Source organism: Rhodococcus wratislaviensis (genome assembly GCF_041228765.1).
GTDB classification, from domain to species: domain Bacteria; phylum Actinomycetota; class Actinomycetes; order Mycobacteriales; family Mycobacteriaceae; genus Rhodococcus_F; species Rhodococcus_F wratislaviensis.
On the sequence record NZ_CP150488.1, the window covers coordinates 5,126,654 to 5,147,776 of the forward strand.

Annotated in this window: 18 protein-coding genes and 1 pseudogene; 15 read left to right on the plus strand and 4 right to left on the minus strand. The window is 71.2% G+C overall.

All coding sequences use genetic code 11. From position 1 onward, the window contains the following. From WKC72_RS23665 to WKC72_RS23690, 6 genes are all read left to right on the plus strand, one after another. Complete coding sequence (locus WKC72_RS23665; protein WP_037237713.1) at positions 1-879, plus strand: DMT family transporter; 879 nt, start codon at positions 1-3, stop codon at positions 877-879. Between the two features lie 3 nt (positions 880-882). Continuing rightward, entirely contained in the window at positions 883-2,319 is a 1,437-nt protein-coding gene (locus tag WKC72_RS23670) for a GuaB1 family IMP dehydrogenase-related protein (protein WP_037237714.1), read from the plus strand. A 306-nt stretch (positions 2,320-2,625) separates the two neighbouring features. After that, the gene (locus WKC72_RS23675) at positions 2,626-3,996 is read left to right on the plus strand and encodes a hemolysin family protein (protein ID WP_370179621.1); all 1,371 of its coding nucleotides are present in this window, start codon (positions 2,626-2,628) and stop codon (positions 3,994-3,996) included. Next, a complete protein-coding gene (locus WKC72_RS23680) occupies positions 3,989-5,077 on the plus strand; it encodes a hemolysin family protein (RefSeq protein ID WP_037237718.1) in 1,089 nt (362 codons plus the stop codon). The genes WKC72_RS23675 and WKC72_RS23680 overlap by 8 nt, the downstream gene beginning before the upstream one ends. Positions 5,078-5,081: 4 nt before the next feature. After that, a complete protein-coding gene (locus WKC72_RS23685) occupies positions 5,082-5,942 on the plus strand; it encodes a hypothetical protein (protein ID WP_037237720.1) in 861 nt (286 codons plus the stop codon). After that, a complete protein-coding gene (locus WKC72_RS23690; protein WP_370179624.1) occupies positions 5,939-7,252 on the plus strand; it encodes a CoA transferase in 1,314 nt (437 codons plus the stop codon). The genes WKC72_RS23685 and WKC72_RS23690 overlap by 4 nt, the downstream gene beginning before the upstream one ends. Here WKC72_RS23690 and WKC72_RS23695 read toward each other — a convergent pair. Beyond that, entirely contained in the window at positions 7,236-7,865 is a 630-nt protein-coding gene (locus WKC72_RS23695; protein WP_370179626.1) for a maleylpyruvate isomerase family mycothiol-dependent enzyme, read from the minus strand. The genes WKC72_RS23690 and WKC72_RS23695 overlap by 17 nt on opposite strands. Before the next feature lie 84 nt (positions 7,866-7,949). On the opposite strand from WKC72_RS23695, the gene WKC72_RS23700 reads away from it, so the two are divergent. Next, on the plus strand, positions 7,950-8,417 hold the full coding sequence (locus tag WKC72_RS23700) for an OsmC family protein (RefSeq protein ID WP_037237721.1): 468 nt from the start codon (positions 7,950-7,952) through the stop codon (positions 8,415-8,417). Further along, positions 8,414-9,451, plus strand: a complete 1,038-nt coding sequence (locus tag WKC72_RS23705) for a nucleoside hydrolase (RefSeq protein WP_370179629.1) — start codon at positions 8,414-8,416, stop codon at positions 9,449-9,451. Before WKC72_RS23700 ends, WKC72_RS23705 begins: the two co-directional genes overlap by 4 nt. Here WKC72_RS23705 and meaB read toward each other — a convergent pair. From meaB to WKC72_RS23720, 3 genes are read right to left on the minus strand one after another with little or no spacing between them, the layout of a single operon-like run. Further along, positions 9,440-10,444: a methylmalonyl Co-A mutase-associated GTPase MeaB gene (gene meaB / locus WKC72_RS23710; protein ID WP_370179631.1), complete on the minus strand. Its 1,005-nt coding sequence runs from the start codon at positions 10,442-10,444 to the stop codon at positions 9,440-9,442. The two genes, WKC72_RS23705 and meaB, sit on opposite strands and share 12 nt — an antisense overlap. Position 10,445: 1 nt before the next feature. Beyond that, a complete protein-coding gene (scpA, locus tag WKC72_RS23715) occupies positions 10,446-12,710 on the minus strand; it encodes a methylmalonyl-CoA mutase (protein ID WP_037237727.1) in 2,265 nt (754 codons plus the stop codon). Continuing rightward, positions 12,707-14,623: a methylmalonyl-CoA mutase family protein gene (locus WKC72_RS23720; RefSeq protein WP_370179634.1), complete on the minus strand. Its 1,917-nt coding sequence runs from the start codon at positions 14,621-14,623 to the stop codon at positions 12,707-12,709. The genes scpA and WKC72_RS23720 overlap by 4 nt, the downstream gene beginning before the upstream one ends. 117 nt (positions 14,624-14,740) lie before the next feature. Between WKC72_RS23720 and WKC72_RS23725 the strand changes: the two genes are divergently transcribed. The 7 genes and pseudogenes from WKC72_RS23725 to WKC72_RS23755 form a co-directional block, all read left to right on the plus strand. Beyond that, the gene (locus WKC72_RS23725) at positions 14,741-15,562 is read left to right on the plus strand and encodes a PaaI family thioesterase (protein WP_370179636.1); all 822 of its coding nucleotides are present in this window, start codon (positions 14,741-14,743) and stop codon (positions 15,560-15,562) included. Positions 15,563-15,613: 51 nt separating this feature from the next. Further along, positions 15,614-16,324: a TVP38/TMEM64 family protein gene (locus WKC72_RS23730; RefSeq protein WP_245973270.1), complete on the plus strand. Its 711-nt coding sequence runs from the start codon at positions 15,614-15,616 to the stop codon at positions 16,322-16,324. Between the two features lie 59 nt (positions 16,325-16,383). Continuing rightward, complete coding sequence (locus WKC72_RS23735) at positions 16,384-16,965, plus strand: hypothetical protein (protein WP_112300782.1); 582 nt, start codon at positions 16,384-16,386, stop codon at positions 16,963-16,965. After that, positions 16,962-17,489, plus strand: a complete 528-nt coding sequence (locus tag WKC72_RS23740) for a hypothetical protein (RefSeq protein ID WP_037237741.1) — start codon at positions 16,962-16,964, stop codon at positions 17,487-17,489. Before WKC72_RS23735 ends, WKC72_RS23740 begins: the two co-directional genes overlap by 4 nt. Before the next feature lie 123 nt (positions 17,490-17,612). Next, the gene (locus WKC72_RS23745; protein ID WP_370179640.1) at positions 17,613-19,364 is read left to right on the plus strand and encodes a fatty acyl-AMP ligase; all 1,752 of its coding nucleotides are present in this window, start codon (positions 17,613-17,615) and stop codon (positions 19,362-19,364) included. 29 nt (positions 19,365-19,393) lie between these two features. Further along, the gene (locus WKC72_RS23750; protein ID WP_370179642.1) at positions 19,394-19,681 is read left to right on the plus strand and encodes an acyl carrier protein; all 288 of its coding nucleotides are present in this window, start codon (positions 19,394-19,396) and stop codon (positions 19,679-19,681) included. Further along, positions 19,678-20,980, plus strand: a pseudogene (locus tag WKC72_RS23755) (beta-ketoacyl synthase N-terminal-like domain-containing protein); the annotation flags it as partial. The gene WKC72_RS23750 and the pseudogene WKC72_RS23755, both read left to right, overlap by 4 nt. Between the last annotated feature and the right edge of the window lie 143 nt (positions 20,981-21,123).

A 21,123-nucleotide genomic window follows, 5' to 3' on the forward strand; every position in this document is an offset into this window, starting at 1 on the left:
ATGTCCCTGCCGTTTGCGTCGATCGTGTGCGCACTGATCGCGGCGTTGCTGTTCGCGTGCGCATCGGTCGCCCAGCAGAGTGCGGCGTCCGCGGTCCCCGAGGACGCCGCGCTGATGACCACCCTGCTGCGCAGCCCCCGCTGGTGGGCCGGCTTCGTCGGCGACGGCGGCGGGTACGCGATGCAGGCGGTGGCGTTGGCGCTCGGGTCGGTGCTCGTGGTGCAGCCGCTGCTGGTGACGGCGCTGCTGTTCGCGTTGCCGTTGTCGGCGAAGTTCTCCGGGTACCGGCTCAGCCGCACCACCTGGGCCCTCGCCGTCGCGCTGGCCGTCGCACTCGCGATCTTCCTGGTGGTCGGCGACCCCACCGAGGGCAACATCGACGCCCCGTTCCGGGAATGGGTGGTGCCGCTCGGCATCCTCCTCGCCGTGGTGGCGGTCGCCGCCGCCGCGGGGATGTCGAAGATCGACCCCGGATGGCGGGCGCTGCTGCTCGGCGGGGCGGGCGGCATCCTGTACGGGGTGGCGGTCGCGTTCACCAAATACGTCGTCGAACTGGTGCCCCGCGGGCTGTGGGCGGTGCTGAGCAGCTGGCAGGCGTGGGCGCTCGTCGCCGCCGGCCTGGTCGGGGTGTATCTGCAGCAGCGCGGCTTCCAGGTGGGTCCGCTGTCCGCGTCGCTGCCCGCGCTGACCATCGCCGAACCACTCGCCGCCGTCTTCCTCGGCATGACCGTCCTCGACGAGCGGCTGCGGGTGTCGGGCCCCGGACTCGTGGTCGTCGGCTGCGCGGTCGCGGTGATGCTGGTGGCCACGATCGGACTGTCCAGGTCGCAGGCCCAGCGGACATCCGACACCACCGCAACTTCCCCGGTATCGTCCTGACATGTGCAGTTCCTCGACGGGCATCGCCCTCCCTATGACCTGACGTACGACGACGTGTTCCTGGTGCCGAACCGCACCGAGGTCACCTCGCGATTCGACGTCGACCTGGCCACCTCGGACGGGTCGGGCACCACCATTCCGATCGTCGTCGCCAACATGACGGCGGTCTCGGGACGCCGCATGGCGGAAACGGTCGCCCGCCGCGGCGGTCTGGTGGTGCTCCCCCAGGACCTTCCGGCGCCCGCCGTCGCGGAGACCGTGTCGTTCGTCAAGAGCAGGCACCTGGTCGCCGACACCCCGGTCACGCTGGGCCCCGACGCCGCCGTGTCCGACGCCCTGGCGCTGCTGCCGAAACGGGCGCACGGCGCCGTGGTCGTCGTCGAGAACGACCGCCCCGTCGGTGTCGTCACCGAGGGCTCCTGCACCGACGTCGACCGGTTCGCGCGACTGCGCTCGGTGGCGCTCACCGACTTCGTCACCGCCCCCGTCTCCGCGTCGCCGCGGGAGGTGTTCGAACTCCTCGAGGGCAAGCACGACTCCCTCGCCGTGATCGTCCACCCCGACGGCACCCTCGCCGGTGTCCTCACCCGCACCGGCGCCATCCGGGACGGCATCTACCAGCCCGCCGTCGACGGCAACGGGAAGTTGCGGATCGCCGCGGCCGTCGGCGTCAACGGCGACGTCGCCGCGAAGGCCCGCGCCCTCGTGGACGCGGGGGCCGACCTGCTGGTCGTCGACACCGCGCACGGCCACCAGCAGAAGATGATCGACGTCCTCGGCGCACTGAAGAAGGCCGACCTCGGTGTCCCGCTGGTCGCCGGCAACGTGGTGTCCGCCGCCGGCACCCGGGACCTGATCGACGCGGGCGCCGACATCGTGAAGGTCGGCGTCGGACCGGGCGCGATGTGCACCACCCGGATGATGACCGGGGTGGGCAGGCCGCAGTTCTCGGCCGTCGAGGAGTGCGCCACGCAGGCCCGCGCGATGGGTGCGCACGTGTGGGCCGACGGAGGCGTCCGTCACCCCCGCGACGTCGCTCTGGCCCTCGCCGCGGGCGCGTCGAACGTGATGATCGGGTCGTGGTTCGCGGGCACCTACGAGTCGCCCGGCGACCTGCGCGTCGACCAGTCCGGCAATGCGTACAAGGAAAGCTTCGGGATGGCCTCCAAGCGTGCGGTCGCGGCGCGCACCGCCACGGACACCGCGTTCGACCGGGCCAGGAAAGGCCTGTTCGAGGAGGGTATTTCGAGTTCCCGGATGCGCCTGGACCCGGAACGTCCCGGCGTCGAGGACCTGATCGACCACATCTGCTCGGGTGTGCGCAGCACCTGCACCTACGCGGGCGCGCGGACCCTCGCGGAACTGCACGAGCGGGCCGTTCTCGGTGTGCAGTCCGCCGCCGGGTTCGCCGAGGGCCGCCCGCTGCCGGCCGGCTGGTGACGACCGCATCCTGATGCGCCGGTGGGTGTCCTGTTCCACGGAACCGGACATCCACCGGTATCATGGGTCGCTCAACCACACCAGTTCTCGGCGCCGGACCCGTCCGGGCCGTCGAGGCCGAACGAGAGGACTCCGGTGCCCGCGGCACCCACACACGAAGCAAGCGCCCCACCCGCCGTCTCCGGGAGTGCCGTCGCCTCCTGCTCCGTGGAATCGGACTCCGATTCCGCCGGTTCGGAGGGCTCCTCTAGCGAGCCGGGTGACAAACCCGGCGACCCCCGTTCCTCAGCTCGGCGGCGATGACACATGGACATCGCGCTCAGCATTCTCGCTCTGCTCGGCTTTCTCGCCCTGACCGCGGGTACCGCGTTGTTCGTGGCGGCCGAGTTCTCCCTCACCGCCCTCGAACGCAGCACCGTCGACTCGCACGCCCGCGACGGTGACCGCCGGGCCCGGCAGGTGCAGCACGCCCACCGCACGCTGTCCTTCCAGTTGTCCGGGGCGCAGCTCGGCATCACCATCACCACGCTGATCACCGGCTACCTGTCCGAGCCGGTCCTCGCCCGCTTCATCACCCCGGTGCTGTCCGCGATCGGGTTCAGTGAATCCGCTGCCGCGGCAACATCATTGGTGATCGCCCTCGTTCTCGCGACCTCGTTTTCGATGGTGTTCGGCGAACTCGTGCCGAAGAACCTCGCCATCGCCCACCCCCTGCCCACGGCCCGTGCGACGGCCGGCATGCAGGCCGCGTTCTCACTCATCTTCAAGTGGGCCATCAACGGGCTCAACGGAACCGCGAACTGGCTGGTGCGGCGCCTCGGCATCGAACCGGCCGAGGAACTGCGGTCGGCGCGGTCCCCGCAGGAGCTCGGTTCGCTCGTGCGGACGTCCGCGCAGCGCGGCGCCATCGACAAGGGCACGGCACTGCTGGTGAACCGCTCGCTGCGGTTCGGGGAACGCACCGCGGAGGAACTGATGACCCCCCGCGTGAAGATCGAGACCCTGTCCACCACGGACACGGTCGCCGACCTCATCGACACCGCGTCCCGCACCGGGTTCTCCCGCTTCCCCGTCGTCGACGGCGACCTGGACGACGCCGTCGGCATCGTCCACATCAAGCACGCGTTCGCGGTGCCCGCCCACCGCCGGCGCACCGCCCGCCTCAACTCGCTCGCCCAGAAGGTCCCCGTGGTGCCCTCCAGCCTGGACGGTGACGCCCTGATGGAGCGGATCCGGTCCGACGGCATGCAGGTCGCGTTCGTCGTCGACGAATACGGTGGCACCGCCGGGATGGTCACGATGGAGGACCTGATCGAGGAGATCGTCGGCGACGTCCGCGACGAGCACGACGAATCGGAGATCGACGTCCAGCGGGTCGGTGACGGCTGGTCCTGCTCCGGGCTCCTCCGCGTCGACGAGGTCTCCGACACCACCGGCTACACGGCCCCCGAGGGCGAGTACGAAACCCTCGGCGGACTCGTCCTCACCGAGCTCGGCCGGATACCCGACGAGGGCGACGAGGTGGAACTCCCACTGCCCGAGGGCGCGCACGATCCCGGTGGCCGGTGGGTCGCCACCGTGACCCACATGGACGGCAGGCGCATCGACCGGGTGCTGCTCACCCCCAAGCCCGACGAGACCAGCGACACCGACAGCGAGGAGGGCGACGATGAGTGACCTCTTCGGTGTGCTGCTCACGTTCGTGCTGCTGGGAGGCAACGCCTTCTTCGTCGGCGCCGAGTTCGCGCTGATCTCGGCCCGCCGCGACCGGCTCGAGGCCCTGGAGTCGCAGGGCAAGAAACGCGCCCGCACCGTGATCACGGCGGGCGAGAACCTGTCGCTGATGCTGGCGGCCGCGCAGCTCGGCATCACCATCTGCTCGATCCTGCTCGGCAAGGTCGCCGAACCCGCGATCGCGCATCTCCTCGAGGTCCCGCTCCACGCGGTCGGCCTGCCCGCCGGGCTGCTGCACCCGGTGGCGTTCACGATCTCGCTGGCGCTGGTCGTGGTGCTGCACATCCTGCTCGGTGAAATGGTGCCGAAGAACATCGCACTCGCGGGCCCGGAGCGGACGGCGATGCTGCTGGTCCCGGTGCACCTGCTGTTCATCAAGCTGGCGCGCCCGCTGATCTCCTTCTACAACCTGTGCGCCAACCTGACGCTGCGGTTGCTGCGGGTGGAGCCGAAGGACGAACTCGACGTCACCGTGTCGGCGGTGGAACTGTCCGAGATGATCGGCGAATCCCGTTCCGAGGGACTGATCGACGCGGAGGAGCACCGTCGGCTCACCCAGGCGCTGGAGACCACCGACCGCACCGTCAGCGAGGTGATGATTCCCCTCGACGAGGCCCGGACCATTCCGCTGTCGGAGGGCGGAACGCGGCTCGGCGCCATCGAGCAGGCCGTCGTCGAGACCGGGTACTCCCGCTACCCGGTGCGCGCCGAGGACGGCTCGCTCGTCGGGTACCTGCACCTCAAGGACGTGCTCGACGACATCCTCGACGAGGAGGCCGGACCCGACACCCTGATTCCGCGGTCGGACATCCGTCCGTTGCCGCGCATGTCGACCACCACCCCGCTCGCGGAGGCCCTGGCGAGTCTGCGGCGCGCCAGCTCCCACCTGGGGGCGGCGGCGGACCCGTCCGGGCAGATCGTCGGCATCGTCGCCCTCGAGGACCTCGTCGAGGAATACGTGGGCACCGTCCGCGACGGCACCCACCGCGTCAACGGCGTCAATCCGGGACAGCGAACGAGCTGATCGGATGGACGTTCTGGATGCGTCGGAGTGGATCCCTCGCCGCGACCGGCACCGGGCGAGGGTGTCCGCACTGATCGGACCGCACCTGGAGCGCCGGGAACGCGGCGAGACGCACCCGGTGATCGACTTCCTGTTCACCTACTACAGTTACCGGCCGAATCAGCTGCTGCGCTGGCACCCCGGGTGGGGAACGGTCCTCGCCGACGGGCAGGAGTACGCCGAACTCCGCGGGTATCACCGCACCGCCGCCGGCGTCACCGTCGACCCGGAGTTCCTGCAGCGCCGCTCGGACACGGTCGCCTTCACCGCACGACTGATGGAGGCGACCGCCGGGCGTCCCACCCACCTGTCCTGCTTCGGCCTGCACGAGTGGGCGATGGTCTACCGGTCCGACGAGGTGCGGCACGGCAGCGTCCCGCTGCGCCTCGGGCCGGGCGGCACCGACTCCGTCGTCGAGTCGCTGCACCTGCGGTGCACCCACTACGACGCGTTTCGGTTCTTCACCCCCGCCGCCGAACCGCGGAACAGTGAGCCGTTGACCCGGGCCGATCAGCTGGGGCGGGAGCAGCCCGGGTGCCTGCACGCGTCCATGGACTTGTACAAGTACTGCTTCAAGCTGGCGCCGATGATCGACTCGGACCTGACCGTCGACTGCTTCGAGCTGGCGCTCGCCGCACGGGAACTCGACATGCGGGCCAGCCCGTACGACCTCACCGCCTACGGGTACACCCCGATCCCGATCGAGACCCCGCACGGCCGCGCCGAGTACGTCCGGGAGCAGTCGGCGCTGGCCGCCCGCGCCGCACCGCTTCGTGCCGCATTGCGTGACCGGTGCCGCCGGTTGCTCGCTACCGTGAGCCCATGACTCTCACGGGCTACCCCGGCATCGAGATCCCCGGCGACTACCTGGCGGCCCGCCTTCCCGTGCTCTCGTTGGCGGCCGGTTCGGTGGCCGCGCTCACCGGCGCCGTCGACCGGTTCGACCGCGTGCACGGCCGCGACCCCCGGTCGTGGCGGCTCGATCCCGAGCGGATCGCCGCCTCGTTCGCGAGCGACCGGCTGCTGCGGGTGTCGGGGGCCCCGGTGTCCGGTTTCGCGGAGCTGTCGGGGTTCTTCGCGGCCGCGGACGGCTGGGTGCGGACCCACGCCAACTACCCGCATCACCGCGCGAGACTGCTGGCGGCACTCGACCTCTCGGACGACGCCGGCCGCGACGCGGTGGCCGCCCGGGTCGGGAACCTGACCGCCGCCGACGTCGAGGACCGTGCCGCCGCGGCGCAGGCCGTCGCCGTGCGCGTGCGGACCGCGGCGGAGTGGGCGGCGAGCCCGCAGGGTGCGGCCGCGGCGTCCGGCGACCTCGTGTCCACCGTCGTGCACGCCGAGAGCTCCCGTCCCGGGACACCGCAACGCTCCCGCCGGGAATCCGCCCGGGGGCCGTTGGCGGGGGTGAAGGTCCTCGACCTGACCCGGGTGATCGCCGGTCCCGTCGCCACCCGCACGCTGGCGCTGCTCGGCGCCGACGTGCTGCGGATCGATCCGCCGTCGATCCCCGAGATCGTCGTGCAGCACCTCGACACGGGGCAGGGCAAGCGGAGCGCGCTGCTCGATGTGCGGTCCGCCGACGGCAGACTGGTGTGGGACAGCCTGCTCGCCCAGGCGGACGTGGTCGTCACCGGGTACCGGCCGGGCGCACTGGACGGTCTGCTCGACGACGCCCCCGACCGTCTGGTGCGGGGGCGGGTGTGCGCGTGGGGCGGCTCCGGCCCCTGGGCGGACCGCCGCGGCTTCGACAGCATCGTCCAGGCGGCGTCGGGGATCGCGACGATCGAGGGCCGCGGCGACACCCCGGGCGCGCTTCCGGCGCAGGCACTCGATCACGCGACCGGCTACCTGCTCGCCGCCGGCATCGTCGACGCCCTCGCCGCGGGGCACGTCGACGGACGCGGCCGCTCCGTCGACGTGTCACTCGCCCGCACCGGCACGTGGCTGCTGACCGCGGACGGCCGATCCGAGGATCCGCCGCCTGCCGCGATGCCCGGGCCCCGGTGCCGCACCGCGCACGGCGGCCTGGTGACCGCCCGTCCCGCCCTGGCCGAGTTCGACGACTACCCGTTCCCGGCCCGGCCCTGGGGTGGCGACGCCCCCGCCTGGTCCGGTGTCACACCGTCGCCATGAACCGCGGGCTCGGTTCCCCGGTCCGGTGTCCCGGCGGCAGCCGGCGTCCGCACAGCACCAGCAGCAGGTCCTGAGCGGAGCCGCGCAGTTGCGTGCCCGCACCGTAGGTCCAGGCGCGGTCGTCCGCCGTCAGCTGCACCCCCGCCAGGTCGGTGCCGAAGTACTTCACCCGCTTGGGGGTGAGCCCCCCGAGAACCCGGCCGAGGCGGTCCTCGGGGACCTGGCGGTCGATCCCGAGCGCCACGGTGATGTCCAGTCCGTGGATCACGTCGTGCGACAGGGCACCGTCGAACCCGCCGCCCGGCGGTTTCCACGGGAACGCGGCGTTGTCCCGCACCGTCGCGACCCACTGCTCGGGGGTGAGATCGTAGGCGTCCGCGCGGGCCCGCCGATCCGACATGCGGTGGAAGTTGCCGCGCGCCTTGACCATCTCGACCGCGAACCTCGGCACCGAGTACCGGAACGGCATCGTGATGTGCGCGACCACCTCACGCACCCGCCACCCCACGCACAGTGTCGGGGCGTCCCACTGCTCCGGCGTCAGACCGTCCAGCACGGTTGCCAGGTCGTGCCGCTCCGCCACCACCCAGTCCGGGGTTTCGCTGCCTGCCATGCCGCCCTCCTCGGTTCCGGTCGATCCTCTCCCGATACAGACACGGTATGCGGCGGAAACTCATCGCTCGGGCAGTATGGACGCGTGAAGACCCACCACTATGCGCTGACCGTCACCTGGACCGGGAACCGCGGGGACGGCACCACCCGACCGGACGGCTACGACCGGGACCATGTGGTGTCGGCGCCCGGCAAACCCGACGTGCCGGGCAGCTCCGACCGGTCGTTCCTCGGCGACCCGGCGCGGTGGAACCCCGAGGAGTTGCTGGTCGCCGCACTGTCGCAGTGCCACATGCTGTGGTACCTGGGGCTGGCCGCGGCGGCCGGCGTGGTCGTGGTCGACTACCGCGACGAGCCGACCGGAACCATGTCCGAACATCCCGGCGGTGCAGGCGAATTCACCGAGGTCGTGCTGGCGCCGGTCGTGACCGTGGCCGACGGGTCGATGGCCGCGCGCGCCGAACGGCTGCACACCCGCGCGCACGAGAAGTGTTTCATCGCCCGGTCGGTCAACTTCCCGGTCCGGCACCGTCCGACGGTGCGCGTCGCATGAGCGCCCCGGCACACCGGCTGATCGTCGACGTCGACACCGGCATCGACGACTCCCTCGCCCTGCTGTACCTGCTGGCCAGCCCGGAGGCCGAGATCGCCGGCATCGCCAGCACCGCGGGCAACGTGCCCGTCGAGCAGGTCGCGGCGAACAACCTGAATTGGCTCGCCCTGTGCGGTGCACCCGACATCGAGGTCGCGCTCGGCGCCCGGGTGCCGCTGGACTGCCCGCTGCGCACCACCGAGGACACGCACGGACCCCAGGGCATCGGGTACGCCGTCCTCCCCCCGTCCGGGCGGTCGCTATCGGAGCGGGACGCCACCACCCTGTGGGTCGACCTGGCCCGCGCCCACCCCGGCGAGCTGACCGGGCTGGTGACGGGACCGCTGACGAACCTGGCCCTCGCGATCCGCGAGGAACCCGCACTGCCCCGGTTACTGCGGCGCCTGGTCGTGATGGGCGGGGCCTTCAACCACCCCGGCAACACCACCCCCACCAGTGAATGGAACGTGTCGGTGGATCCGGAGGCGGCCAAGGAGGTGTTCGACGCGTTCTCCGGGCTGCCGGCGGGCCGGCGTCCGATCCTGTGCGGGCTGGACGTCACCGAGACGATCGAGATGACACCGGACCACGTCCGCCGCCTGGCGGAGGCGGCGGGAAGCACACCCGCCGAGATCATCTCCCCCGACGACGGGCCGCAGGTGCGCTCGACCGCGTCCAACCCGGTGATCCGGCACCTGTCCGACGCCATCCGCTTCTACATGGACTTCCACCGCACCCACGACCAGGGTTTCCTGGCGCACATGCACGACCCGTTCGCGGCGGCGGTGGCGCTGAACCCGGCGATCACAAGGACCCGTCCGGCCACCGTCGACGTCGAACTGCACGGCCGGCTCACCCGGGGCACCACGGTCGCCGACTGGGTGGGGCACTGGAACCGGGAACCCAACGTCGACATCGCGGTGAGCACCGACCCGGCCGCGTTCTTCGACGATCTCGTCGACCGGGTCGGGCGCTTCGCGAAATCAGTCGGCTGACGCGTCCGTACCGTCGAACGCGTCGAGGATCTCGGCGGCGGCCAGCGCCGCCGTCAGGGAACCGTCCCGCACCCGCTGTTCGACCTCGCCGCGGATCGCCTTGACCCGGGTGTTGGACGCGAGCCGGCGCAGCAGCTGGTCGTGGACCATCGTCCACGTCCAGTCCACCTGCTGGCGGCGCCGGTTCTCCTCGAACTGACCGGCCGCGGTCAGCACCTCACGATGCCGGCAGACGGTGTCCCAGAAGTCCTCGAGACCGACGCCCTCGAGCCCACTCATCGTGATCACCGGCGGCGTCCACACGGCGTCGTGCGGGTAGATCAGCCGCAGCGCACCCGCGAGTTCCCGGGCGGCGCCCTTCGCCTCCCGCTCGTGCTTGCCGTCCGCCTTGTTCACGGCGACGAGGTCGGCGAGTTCGAGGACACCCTTCTTGATGCCCTGCAACTGGTCGCCGGTGCGGGCCAGTGTGAGGAAGCAGAAGCAGTCCACCATGTTCGCGACCGTCACCTCGGACTGCCCGACACCCACCGTCTCGACGAGGATCACGTCGAAACCGGCGGCCTCGAGCAGCACGATCGTCTCGCGGGTCGCCTTCGCGACCCCGCCGAGGGTGCCCGACGTCGGTGACGGCCGGATGTAGGCGGCCTTCTCGACGGTCAGCCGCGCCATCCGCGTCTTGTCGCCCAGGATCGACCCGCCCGTGCGCGTCGACGACGGGTCGACGGCCAGGACCGCCACCCGGTGCCCCTGCCCGATCAGGTGCATCCCGAGCGCGTCGATGAACGTGGACTTCCCGACGCCGGGCACACCGGTGATACCCACCCGGTGCGCGTTCCCCGACTCCGGCAACAGCTCGAGCAGCAGCCGCTGCGCCGCCTCACGGTGGTCGGTCCGGGTGGACTCGACCAGGGTGATGGCCTTCGCCAGACCGGCGCGCTGGTTGGCGCGCACGGCCCGGGCGAGGGCATCGATGTCGACTGGAGGCCGCCCCATGCTATTCCGGGGTGCCCGTCAGGTCGTGGCCGAGCTGCGCGGCCAGCTTCTCGAGCAGACCGCTGGCGGCGTCCGCGATGACCGTCCCGGGCGGGAAGATCGCGGCGGCACCCGCCTCGTACAGTTCGGCGAAGTCGCCGGGCGGGATGACACCGCCGACCACGATCATGATGTCGGGACGTCCCACCGCCGCGAGGGCTTCCCGGAGCGCAGGCACCAGCGTGAGGTGACCTGCGGCCAACGACGACACACCGACCACGTGGACGTCGTTGTCGGCCGCCTGGTTGGCGACCTCTTCCGGGGTCTGGAACAGCGGTCCCACGTCCACGTCGAATCCGATGTCCGCGAAGGCCGTGGCGATCACCTTCTGGCCGCGGTCGTGGCCGTCCTGCCCCATCTTGGCGATGAGGACACGGGGACGCCTGCCTTCCTCCTCCGCGAACCTCTCGACGAGTTCCGTTGCCTTGTTGATGTTGTCGACCTTTCCGGCCTCGTCCCGGTACACACCGCTGATGGTCCGGATCTCGGCCTGGTGACGCCCGTACACCTTCTCGAGCGCCTCGGAGATCTCCCCGACCGTGGCCTTCGCGCGGGCCGCGTCGATCGCCAGGGCGAGAAGGTTGTTCTCCATGCCGCCCTCGGTGGTGGCCGCGGCGCGGCTCAGTTCGGCGAGCGCCGCCTCGACGGCGTCCGAGTCGCGGTCGGCGCGCAGCCGGTCCAGCTTCTCGAGCTGCTCCTTCCGGACCCGCGAGTTCTCGACCTTGAGGACCTCGATCTCGTCGGCCTCGTCCGGCACGTACTTGTTGACGCCGACGAGCGGCTGCCTGCCGGAGTCGATGCGGGCCTGCGTGCGGGCCGCGGCCTCCTCGATGCGCAGCTTCGGGATGCCCTCGCTGATCGCCTGCGCCATGCCGCCGGCCTCTTCGACCTCGGCGATGTGTGCGCGGGCGCGGTTCGCCAGCTGGTGGGTCAGCCACTCGACGTAGTGCGATCCGCCCCAGGGGTCGATGGGTCGGACGGTCCCCGACTCCTGCTGCAGCAGCAGCTGGGTGTTGCGGGCGATGCGGGCGGAGAAGTCCGTCGGCAGGGCGAGGGCCTCGTCGAGCGCGTTGGTGTGCAGCGACTGGGTGTGCCCCTGCGTCGCCGCCATCGCCTCGACGCATGTGCGGGCCACGTTGTTGTAGACGTCCTGCGCGGTCAGCGACCAGCCCGACGTCTGCGAGTGGGTACGCAGCGACAACGATTTCGCGGACTTCGGTTCGAACTTCGCGACCAGCTCACTCCACAGCAGGCGACCCGCCCGCAGCTTCGCGACCTCCATGAAGAAGTTCATGCCGATCGCCCAGAAGAACGACAACCGGGGCGCGAACTTGTCGATCTCCATGCCGGCGTCGAGGCCGGCACGGATGTACTCGACACCGTCCGCGAGGGTGTATGCCAGCTCCAGGTCGGCGGTGGCCCCAGCCTCCTGGATGTGGTAGCCGGAGATGGAGATCGAGTTGAACTTCGGCATCTTCGCGCTGGTGTACGCGAAGATGTCGGAGATGATCCGCATCGACGGCTTCGGCGGGTAGATGTAGGTGTTGCGGACCATGAACTCCTTCAGAATGTCGTTCTGAATGGTTCCGGCCAGCTGCTCCGGGGCGACACCCTGCTCCTCGGCGGCTACGACGTACAGCGCGAGGATCGGCAGCACCGCACCGTTCATGGTCATCGAGACGCTGACGCTGTCGAGCGGGATGTGGTCGAACAGCTGACGCATGTCGAGGATCGAGTCGATCGCCACCCCGGCCATGCCGACGTCACCCTGCACCCGCGGATGGTCGGAGTCGTAGCCGCGGTGCGTCGCCAGGTCGAACGCCACCGACAGACCCTTCTGCCCGGCGGCGAGGTTGCGGCGGTAGAAGGCGTTGGATTCGGCGGCCGTGGAGAAGCCCGCGTACTGGCGGATCGTCCACGGCTGGTTCACGTACATGGTGGGGTACGGGCCGCGCACGAACGGCGCGGCGCCCGGGAAACTGCCCACCGGGTAGCCCTCGGCCTCGGCGGCATCGCGGTCGGCCTTGGTGAAGACCGGTTTGACGTCGATGCCCTCGGGGGTGGACCACACCACCTGTTCCGGGCTGTAGTGGTTCGCCGCCGCGGCGGCCGCGATCAGCTCGTCCGTCTGCTCCGGGGTCGGGGCGGACGGCTGCGGAAACTGCGGATCCTCCAGTGGCACTTCGGCGAAGCTGCCGATCGCGTGCTTGACCTCGCGAGTAGTCACTTCTTGCTCCCTGTGTCGCCCGAGGAGTCACTCGAGCTCTCGATGGTGTCGAGCAGGCCGGACAGGACCGACACTGCGTCGATACGGGCGGTGACGAATCCGTCGGGCCGGGCGGGGCCGTCCGCGTCGGCGACGACCTTCTCCGGGCCGGCGAGCAGCACGGTGCCGACACCGGCCGCGCGCAGTTCCTCCACTGCGGCGGTGGCTTCGGCGGCGTACCGCTTGTCGGTACCGCAGATCACCGCGATACCGGCGCCGGAGTCCTTCGCGGCGGCGGCGATGCTGCCGTCACCGGTGGCGAGGGGACCGGGGTTGCGGGCTTCGATGCCGCCCGACGCCAGCAGGTTCGTGCTGAACGTGGTCCGCACGTTGTGCTCGGCGACGGGGCCGAGCGGGGCCAGGAAGACGGCGGGTCGTGCACCGCGCGCCGCCAGGTAGGCGTCCGAACGGTCCCGCAGGGCCTCGAACGCCGCGGCGTACCGGGCGACGGTACCGGTCTGGGCGGCGCCCGCGGGCAGCGGCGCTTCGGCGAGGTTCGGGAACTCGTTGACCCCGGTGACGGTGGTCTTGCGGTGCGCGATGTCCGAATCACGTTGGGCGCGGGTGGAAGCGATCCGGTCGCCGATCAGGACCGCGTCGAGTGCGGCGAGGTAGCCGCCCGCCGCCTCGATCTGCTGGAAGAACTCCCACGCCTTGGCCGCCACCTTCTGGGTGAGGTCCTCGACGTACCACGACCCGGCCGCCGGGTCGAGCACCCGGCCGAGATGTGATTCCTCGAGCAGCAGCAGCTGGGTGTTGCGGGCGATGCGGGCGGCGAAGGTCTTCGACACACCCAGCGCCCCGGCGGGCAGTGCGGCGTCGAACGGCAACACCGTGACGGCGTCCGCGCCGCCGACGCCGGCACCGAACGCGGCGAGGGTCGTGCGGAGCATGTTCACCCACGGATCGCGTTGCGCCATCATCGCGGCCGAGGTGACCGCGTGCTGGGGGGCGCCGCCGAAGTCGGAAGCGCCGCAGACCTGGGCGATGCGCGCCCACACCAGCCGCGCCGCCCGGAACTTGGCGATGGTCTGGAACTGGTCGTCGGTGGCCGAGAACCGGAAGCCGAGCTGCCCGAGCGCCTGCCCGATGGTCAGGCCGCTCTCGGTGAGGGCCCGTAGGTACTCGAGGCCCGCCGCGATTGCCGCGCCGAGTTCCTCGGCGTCCGAGGCGCCGGCGTCGTGAAACGCGGTGCCGTCCACGGCGATTGCCCGCACGCTCTCCGAGCGCGCCGCGGACTCGGTCGCGAGGGCCACCGCGTCGCCGAGTTCCACGTCGGCGGCACCGGAGAACGCGCTCGTGAGCGGGGCGGTCCCGAGGTCGACGCGGACCGCGGTGCGGTCGGTGACCCCGTCACCCGCGGCGGCACGGGCGTCGAGCAGCGCGAACAGTGCCCGCGCCGCGAGCGGCGCGTCCGTTCCGGCATCGAGGGTGAGCGGTGCCAGGTCGAGGAGCACCCCGTCGAGCGCCGTTTCCAGCGACCGGACCGGAAGGTTGGCGCCCCCGACGGCGAGCCACAGCGCGCTGACACCGTTCTCCAGGGAGTCCAGGACGGAGCGGTTGACGTCCGCAGCCTCGGCACCCTCGCCGAAGCGGGCACTGACCAGCCAGCCCGCGTTCACGTCCCGGGTGGCGTCCGCGCCACGCACGTAGGGGAAGGTGCCGGGCAGGGGCTGCTCCGGACGCTCGTCGCGGGGGCTGTACAGCGGCGCGACGGTGACACCGTCGTAGGTGACGGTCTCGAGGAGTTTCTGGGGTTCCGGACCGAGTTCCGCGGCATCGATCCGACGCGACTTCGCGAGGACTCCGGCCACGGAGTGCTGCCAGTCGGCGTACGCCCGCGCAGCTTCCTCGGTTTCTGAAGCTAATGACACGGTGTCGGCTTCCTCTCCCTGATGAGCGATCGATCAATACGTTGTGTGACTGTGATGCTAGCCGCAGTTCGGCGCCCCCTATCGTGAGGATCACCACACGATGAATAACCTCAGGTCATGAGCATTGCGCACGAACCGGTGGTCACCGTTCGCACCGCCACACAGCGGTTGTTCGGTCTCGGGGCGCCGACCCGGGAGGTCGACGACCGCGGCGAACCACTCAATCGTATGAGCATGGACATCGGTGCGCTCGCCCCGAACACCGCCCGCACCGCCTACGGCGGCGTCCTCGCCGTGCTGCTCGACGATCTCCTCGGATTCACCGTGTGGGACCGGCGCCGAGCACGCGACGGCCTGGTCACGGCCGAGTTGTCGGTGGACGTCGTGACACCCCGGCGGTGGCAGGGTCCGACGCTGCGGGCGGAGAGCCGGCTCCTCGCACTCACCGCCGACGGCGGCACGTCGACCGCCCGCGTCCACGACTCGGCGGGCACCCTGATCGCCACCGGCACGCTGTGGGGCAACTTCGTGGACCTGCCGGCGCCGGCGGCGGACGGGTCGGCCCTCCCCGACTTCCCGGAGCCGGGGGCCGCCCCGCTCGACTGGATCGGCGGGCGGATCGAGGACGGACCCGGCGTGCGGGTCGTGGTGCCGGCCAATCCGCTGGTCGCGAACAAGCTCGGGTTCATGCACGGCGGCGTCCAGGGCTGCGCGATGGACCTCGCGGCGCGCGCGGCCCTGAGCCGGGACGGCGCGGACATGGACACGGCGTCCGTGCGGATCAACTACTTCCGCCCGGTTCCCCTCGACCGCGACACGACGTTCACCGCGGACGTGGTCAGGGCGGGCCGCTCGGTGGCGGTGGCCCGGGTGGCCGGGACCTCGGGCGGACGGATCTGCGTCGAGGCGACGGTGACCGGGCGCCGCCGGCTGTCCTGACCGCCGCTCGCGGCGCGCCCCGCACGGGTCACCCGGGTAGCCTGGTGCCCTGTGAAGAGACGCCTCGGGGACCGCAGGGTGATCGGCGTCGCAGTACTGGCGGTCGCGTTGGTCGTCGTCGCGCTGCTGGCCCCGCACCCGTCCGTGCTGCAGGTGCGGGAATGGGCGCGGTCGATCGGGCCGGCGTTCCCGCTCGTCTTCTTCGCCGTGCACGCGGTGGTGACGGTGTTTCCGTTCCCCCGCACGGTGTTCACGCTGAGTGCCGGTCTGCTGTTCGGTGCGTGGCTGGGCATCGCGATCGCGGTGCTGGCGTCGACGGTGAGTGCCGTGCTCGCGCTCTACCTGGTGCGCGCCGTGGGCCGGGACGTGGTGTGGCAGCGCATCTCCAATCCGACGATCCGCCGGGTGGACGAGCGGATCGCCCGGCGCGGCTGGCTCGCCGTCGGGTCGCTGCGGCTGATCGCGTTCGTCCCGTTCTCCGTGGTGAACTACTGCGCCGGCGTGTCCTCGATCCGGTTGGTCCCGTACGCGCTGGCCACGGTGGTCGGCGTGCTGCCGGGGACCGTCGGCATCGTCGTTCTCGGCGACGCCCTCACCGGGGAGACGAAGCCGGGACTTCTCGCGCTGTCCGCGGTGTGCATCGTCGTCGGAATCGCCGGACTGGTGGTGGACTCCCGGCGGCCACTGGACGGTTCCGGCGACGCGATGCCGGATGTGGCCGTCGACCACCCCGCCGAGGACGAGTCAATCACACAGCCTTGAACCAGGTAGGTCAAGCTTTGAGTCTTGACATCATGGTATCCAGTTTCTAACCTTGACTCATGTTCGTGTTGACGGTCGACCAGCGCGGAAGCCGCCGCGACGTCGACCGCGTCGCCCAACTGCTCACCGAGTTCGCGAACCGTGACCTCGTCCGCCCGTTCCAGCGGACCGCCGGCGACGAGGTTCAGGCCGTGGTCGCGGACCCGGCCACCGTCGTCGACCTCGCACTCGACCTCGTCGGACGCGAACACTGGAGCATCGGCATCGGCGCCGGCCCCGTCGAAGAACCCCTCCCCGCCGAGACCCGCGCCGGGCGCGGCCCCGCGTTCGAGTCCGCACGGGTCGCCGTCGAACGCGCCAAGAGCGCCCCCGGCCGGGTCGCCGTCGAAGGCTCCGACCCCGACGGCGCCACCGACGCCGACACCGCACTCACCCTCGTCGCGGTCCTGGTCGCGCGCCGCACCGAGGAGGGCCGCGAGGCCGTCGAGCAGATGCGGCACGGCTCCACTCAGACCGAGGCGGCCCGCGCACTGGGCATCAGCAAGCAGGCGGTCTCCCAACGACTCTCCACCGCAGGCTGGCACGTCGAAACCGCCGGACGACGACTGGCCGAACGACTCCTACGCAAGGCGGACACGTGACGACCCTCGCACTCATCGCCCTCGGCGTCGCCGCCGTGGCACCGCTGGCGCTCGCCGCGCCCCGCAGCCCCCGCTGGATGTCGCAGTGGGCGGCGCCGATCGTGGTCGCGCTCGCCCTGGCCGTCGCCGCGCTGGCCGCCTCCGCCACCACCCCGGTCACGGGCTTCGCCCTCGCCGCGACCCTCGTCCTGTGCGTCGCGGCCGCCACCACCGGCGGGGCACCCCTCGTGCTGGCCGCGTTCCGCATCGCCCGCCGCCAGTCCGACGCCGGTTCCGACCCGCGGCCCGACGCCGGGCCGCTGCGCGGCGGACGGATCATCGGGCTCCTCGAGCGCGCCGCCGTCGCGGCCGCGATCCTCGCGGCCTGGCCGGAGGGCATCGCCGTCGTCCTGGCGGTCAAGGGACTGGCCCGCTACCCCGAACTCCGCGAACCGCACGCGTCGGAACAATTCATCATCGGCACGTTCACCAGCGTGCTCTGGGCGATCGCGGTGTGCGGAACGGGACGCGCCCTCATCACCTAGCCACCCGCCACCGGTGCGGGACATTCACCCCCAGGGGTGCGCAGAACCAGCCCTGGGGGTGGTGGGATCCCACCTCGACCCGGACGAGAGTCGTACTCGTCCAGCCCGAGGGAGAAAACATTCGTGCCTACCGATTTCGTGTCCCACGTCCGCGCCCAGGTCGCCATCTACGGCGACGACCGGTCCTACACCTACCACCGTGAGGCCGGCCGCGAACTCGTCGCCGAGGAAGTGACCTACCGCGACCTGGATCGGGACGCCCGCGCCCTCGCGGTCTGGCTGTCGACGCGGCCCGAGGCCGAACACCCGGTGATGCTGCTGTACGTCGACGGACTCGACTTCCTCCGCGCGTTTCTCGGCTGCCTCTACGCCGGGGTGGTCGCGGTCCCCGCACCCGTCCCACACGACGTGCGCAGCATGCAGCGCGTCGCCACCATGTTCGAGGACGCCGACGTGCGCCTCGTCCTGACCACCGCCGCGGTCGCCGAGCCGCTCGACACCTGGATCCGCGACTCCGGGCCGGCCGCCACGGTGTCCGTCGCCGCGACCGACACCATCGAACCGGGCGATCCCGACCACTGGCGACTCCCCGCGCTCGACGGCGACACCCTCGCCTTCCTCCAGTACACCTCCGGTTCCACCAGCGAGCCGAAGGGTGTGATGGTGACCCACGGAAACCTGCTGCACAACGCCGCGGCCATGACCCTCGCCAACGGTGCGGACGACACGGTGACCGGCGCCGGCTGGCTCCCGCACTTCCACGACATGGGGCTGATCGGGATGCTGCTGCTGCCGCTCTACGTCGGCGGGAATCTCGTGTTCATGTCGCCGATGTCCTTCCTCAAGCGGCCGGTGCGGTGGCTGCAGCTGATCGACCGGTACCGCGCCGACATGACCCTCGGCCCGAACTTCGCGTACGACCTCGTCGCCCGCCGGATCTCCGACGACCAACTGGCCGGACTGGATCTCTCCTCGGTGCGGGTCGCGCTGAACGGGGCCGAACCCATCCGGCCACGCACCCTCGACGCCGTCTCCGACCGGCTCGCACCCTACGGCTTCCCGGCGGGCGCGTTCCTGACCGCGTACGGGATGGCCGAAGTGACGCTGCTCGCCACCGCGAGCGAGGTGGGCTGCGCCCCACGGTATCTCGACGTCGACGCCGCCGCGCTGGAGCGCCACGAGCTCACCCCGACGGTCGGCGGTGTCCGGCTGGTCGGCAGCGGCCGGCCGTTCGGGTGCGACATCCGCATCGTCGACCCGCACACCGGCCTGGAACTGCCGACCGGCCGGGTCGGGGAGATCTGGATCTCCGGTGGCAGCGTCGCCGCCGGCTACTGGAACCGGCCGGACGAGACCGAGGCGAAGTTCCGCGCCACCCTCGCCGGCGACGGACCGTACCTGCGCACCGGCGACCTCGGGGTGACCGACGACGACGGTCACCTGTACGTCACCGGCCGCCTGAAGGACCTGCTGATCGTCAACGGCCGCAACCTGTACCCGCAGGACATCGAGGAGGCCGTGCGAGACCTGCATCCGGCGCTCACCGGTGCCACCGGGGTGGTGTTGTCGATGGATACCGGGCAGCACGAGCGGCTGCTGGTGATCCACGAGGTCAAGACCGCGCTGATCGACGACCTGACGCTGCCCGGCCTCGCACGCCGGATCCGGCTCGCCGTCGCCCGCGACTTCGACGTCCACGCCCCGAGCGTGGTGCTCGTCGACCGGCACGGGGTGCACCGCACCACGAGCGGGAAGGTCCAGCGCAGATCGATGCGCGCGTCGTTCCTGCAGTCCCGCGTCGACGCGGTGCTGCACGAGGAGATCGACCCGGCGGTGCAACGCCTCCGGACCACCGCCGTCGCAGCACCCGCCTGACCCCCGATCACCGACCAGGAGAGAACCCCATGCGTATCCCCGAACAGAGCACCCCGCGCGACCACGCACCCGTCATCGACTGGCTCGCCGGACGGGTGGCCTTCCACACCGAACAACCGGTGCGCGAGGTCGACCCCCACCTGCCCCTCGCCGAACTGGGAATCGAATCGGTATCCGCGGTGAGCCTGTGCGGCGAGATCGAGGACCGCTGGGACCTCGAACTCGATCCCACCGTGGTGTTCGAGTATCCGACCATCGCCGAGATGGCCGTCTTCGTCGTCGACGAAGCGGCAGCTCGGTACCGGACGGCCTCATGACCGACGTCGCCGTCGTGGGCCTCGACTGCCGCTTTCCGCAGGCACCCGACGCCGACGCGTTGTGGACGCTGCTGATGGGCGGCGGCGACGGAATCACCGACGTCCCCGCCGGGCGATGGAACGCGGACGACGTCTACGACGCCGGCCGGTGGTCCCGGCAAGGTCAACAACCGCAGCGGCGGATTCCTCGCCGACGCGGACGCGTTCGACCACGAATTCTTCGGCGTCGCGCCCCGCGACGCCGCGGCGATGGACCCGCAACAGCGGCTGCTGCTGCAGGCGGCGTGGCGGGCATTCGAGGATGCTGCCCTGGACCCGCGCGCCCAGGCCGGGTCGAACACCGGCGTGTACATCGGCGTCATGGCCAACGAATGGAATCTCCAGATGCGGGACGTCTCGCGCATCACCCCCCAACTCGGCAGCGGCAACGGCTATTTCATGACCGCCAACCGGGTGTCCTACCACCTGAACCTGCAGGGCCCGAGCATGGCGATCGACACCGCCTGCTCGTCGTCCCTCGTCGCCGTCCATCTGGCCTGCGCGGCACTGCTGTCCGGGGACTGCGATCAGGCCCTCGCCGGGGGCGTCAACCTCACCCTGACCCCCACGGTGAACGTCTTCTACACCCAGGCCGGGCTGTCCGCGCCGGACGGCCGGTGCAAACCGTTCAGCGGAACGGCCGACGGCATCGGTCGCGGCGAGGGTGTCGCGGTACTCGTGTTGCGCCGGCTGGAGGACGCGCAGGCCGAGGGCCTGCCGATCTACGCGGTGATCAAGGGCAGCGCCGTCAACAACGACGGCCGCAGCAACGGGATCACCGCACCCAACCGCTGGGCCCAGCAGCAGGTCGTCCAGACGGCCTACCGGCGTGCGGGTGTCACGCCCGCGCAGGTCGCGTTCCTCGAGGCGCACGGCACCGGAACGGTGCTCGGCGACATGATCGAGATCAAGGCCCTCGGTCACGTCCACGGGGTGTCCCGGCCGCAGCCGTGCGCGATCGGATCGATCAAAGGCAATCTCGGCCACACGGAGGGAGCGGCCGGCGTGGCCGGTCTGATCAAGGTGGCCCTGTCCCTGCACCACCGCGTGGTACCGCCGAGCCGCTACGCGGAGGACGCGAACCCGCGACTCCGCCTGGCGGACAACGGCCTCCGGCTCCTGTCCGAGCCGATGACGTTGCCCGGCGGCGACGTGCACGGCGCCGTCAGCAGTTTCGGGCTCGGCGGCACCAACGCCCACATGCTGCTGGCCGCGGCGCCCGCCCCCGACCCCGCCGCGCCGACTGCCGGCGGCGGCGTGCTCACCCTGTCCTCGAACAACCGGGATGGCCTCGCCCGCAACGCCGCCGTCCTGGCCGACGATCTCGCACGACCCGGCGCCGACCTGGGCCGGGCATGCTGGACCACCAACACGGTCAAGGCATCCGGGCGCCACCGCCTCGC

What these genes read in the sequence shown, in the direction of transcription:
- meaB (WP_370179631.1), bottom strand. Translation starts at nt 10,444, where the DNA reads ATGGGGCGGCCTCCAGTCGACATCGATGCCCTCGCCCGGGCCGTGCGC.
- WKC72_RS23690 (WP_370179624.1), top strand. Translation starts at nt 5,939, where the DNA reads ATGACTCTCACGGGCTACCCCGGCATCGAGATCCCCGGCGACTACCTG.
- WKC72_RS23725 (WP_370179636.1), top strand. Translation starts at nt 14,741, where the DNA reads ATGAGCATTGCGCACGAACCGGTGGTCACCGTTCGCACCGCCACACAG.
- WKC72_RS23685 (WP_037237720.1), top strand. Translation starts at nt 5,082, where the DNA reads ATGGACGTTCTGGATGCGTCGGAGTGGATCCCTCGCCGCGACCGGCAC.
- WKC72_RS23675 (WP_370179621.1), top strand. Translation starts at nt 2,626, where the DNA reads ATGGACATCGCGCTCAGCATTCTCGCTCTGCTCGGCTTTCTCGCCCTG.
- WKC72_RS23750 (WP_370179642.1), top strand. Translation starts at nt 19,394, where the DNA reads ATGCGTATCCCCGAACAGAGCACCCCGCGCGACCACGCACCCGTCATC.
- WKC72_RS23665 (WP_037237713.1), top strand. Translation starts at nt 1, where the DNA reads ATGTCCCTGCCGTTTGCGTCGATCGTGTGCGCACTGATCGCGGCGTTG.
- WKC72_RS23705 (WP_370179629.1), top strand. Translation starts at nt 8,414, where the DNA reads ATGAGCGCCCCGGCACACCGGCTGATCGTCGACGTCGACACCGGCATC.
- WKC72_RS23695 (WP_370179626.1), bottom strand. Translation starts at nt 7,865, where the DNA reads ATGGCAGGCAGCGAAACCCCGGACTGGGTGGTGGCGGAGCGGCACGAC.
- WKC72_RS23680 (WP_037237718.1), top strand. Translation starts at nt 3,989, where the DNA reads ATGAGTGACCTCTTCGGTGTGCTGCTCACGTTCGTGCTGCTGGGAGGC.
- WKC72_RS23735 (WP_112300782.1), top strand. Translation starts at nt 16,384, where the DNA reads ATGTTCGTGTTGACGGTCGACCAGCGCGGAAGCCGCCGCGACGTCGAC.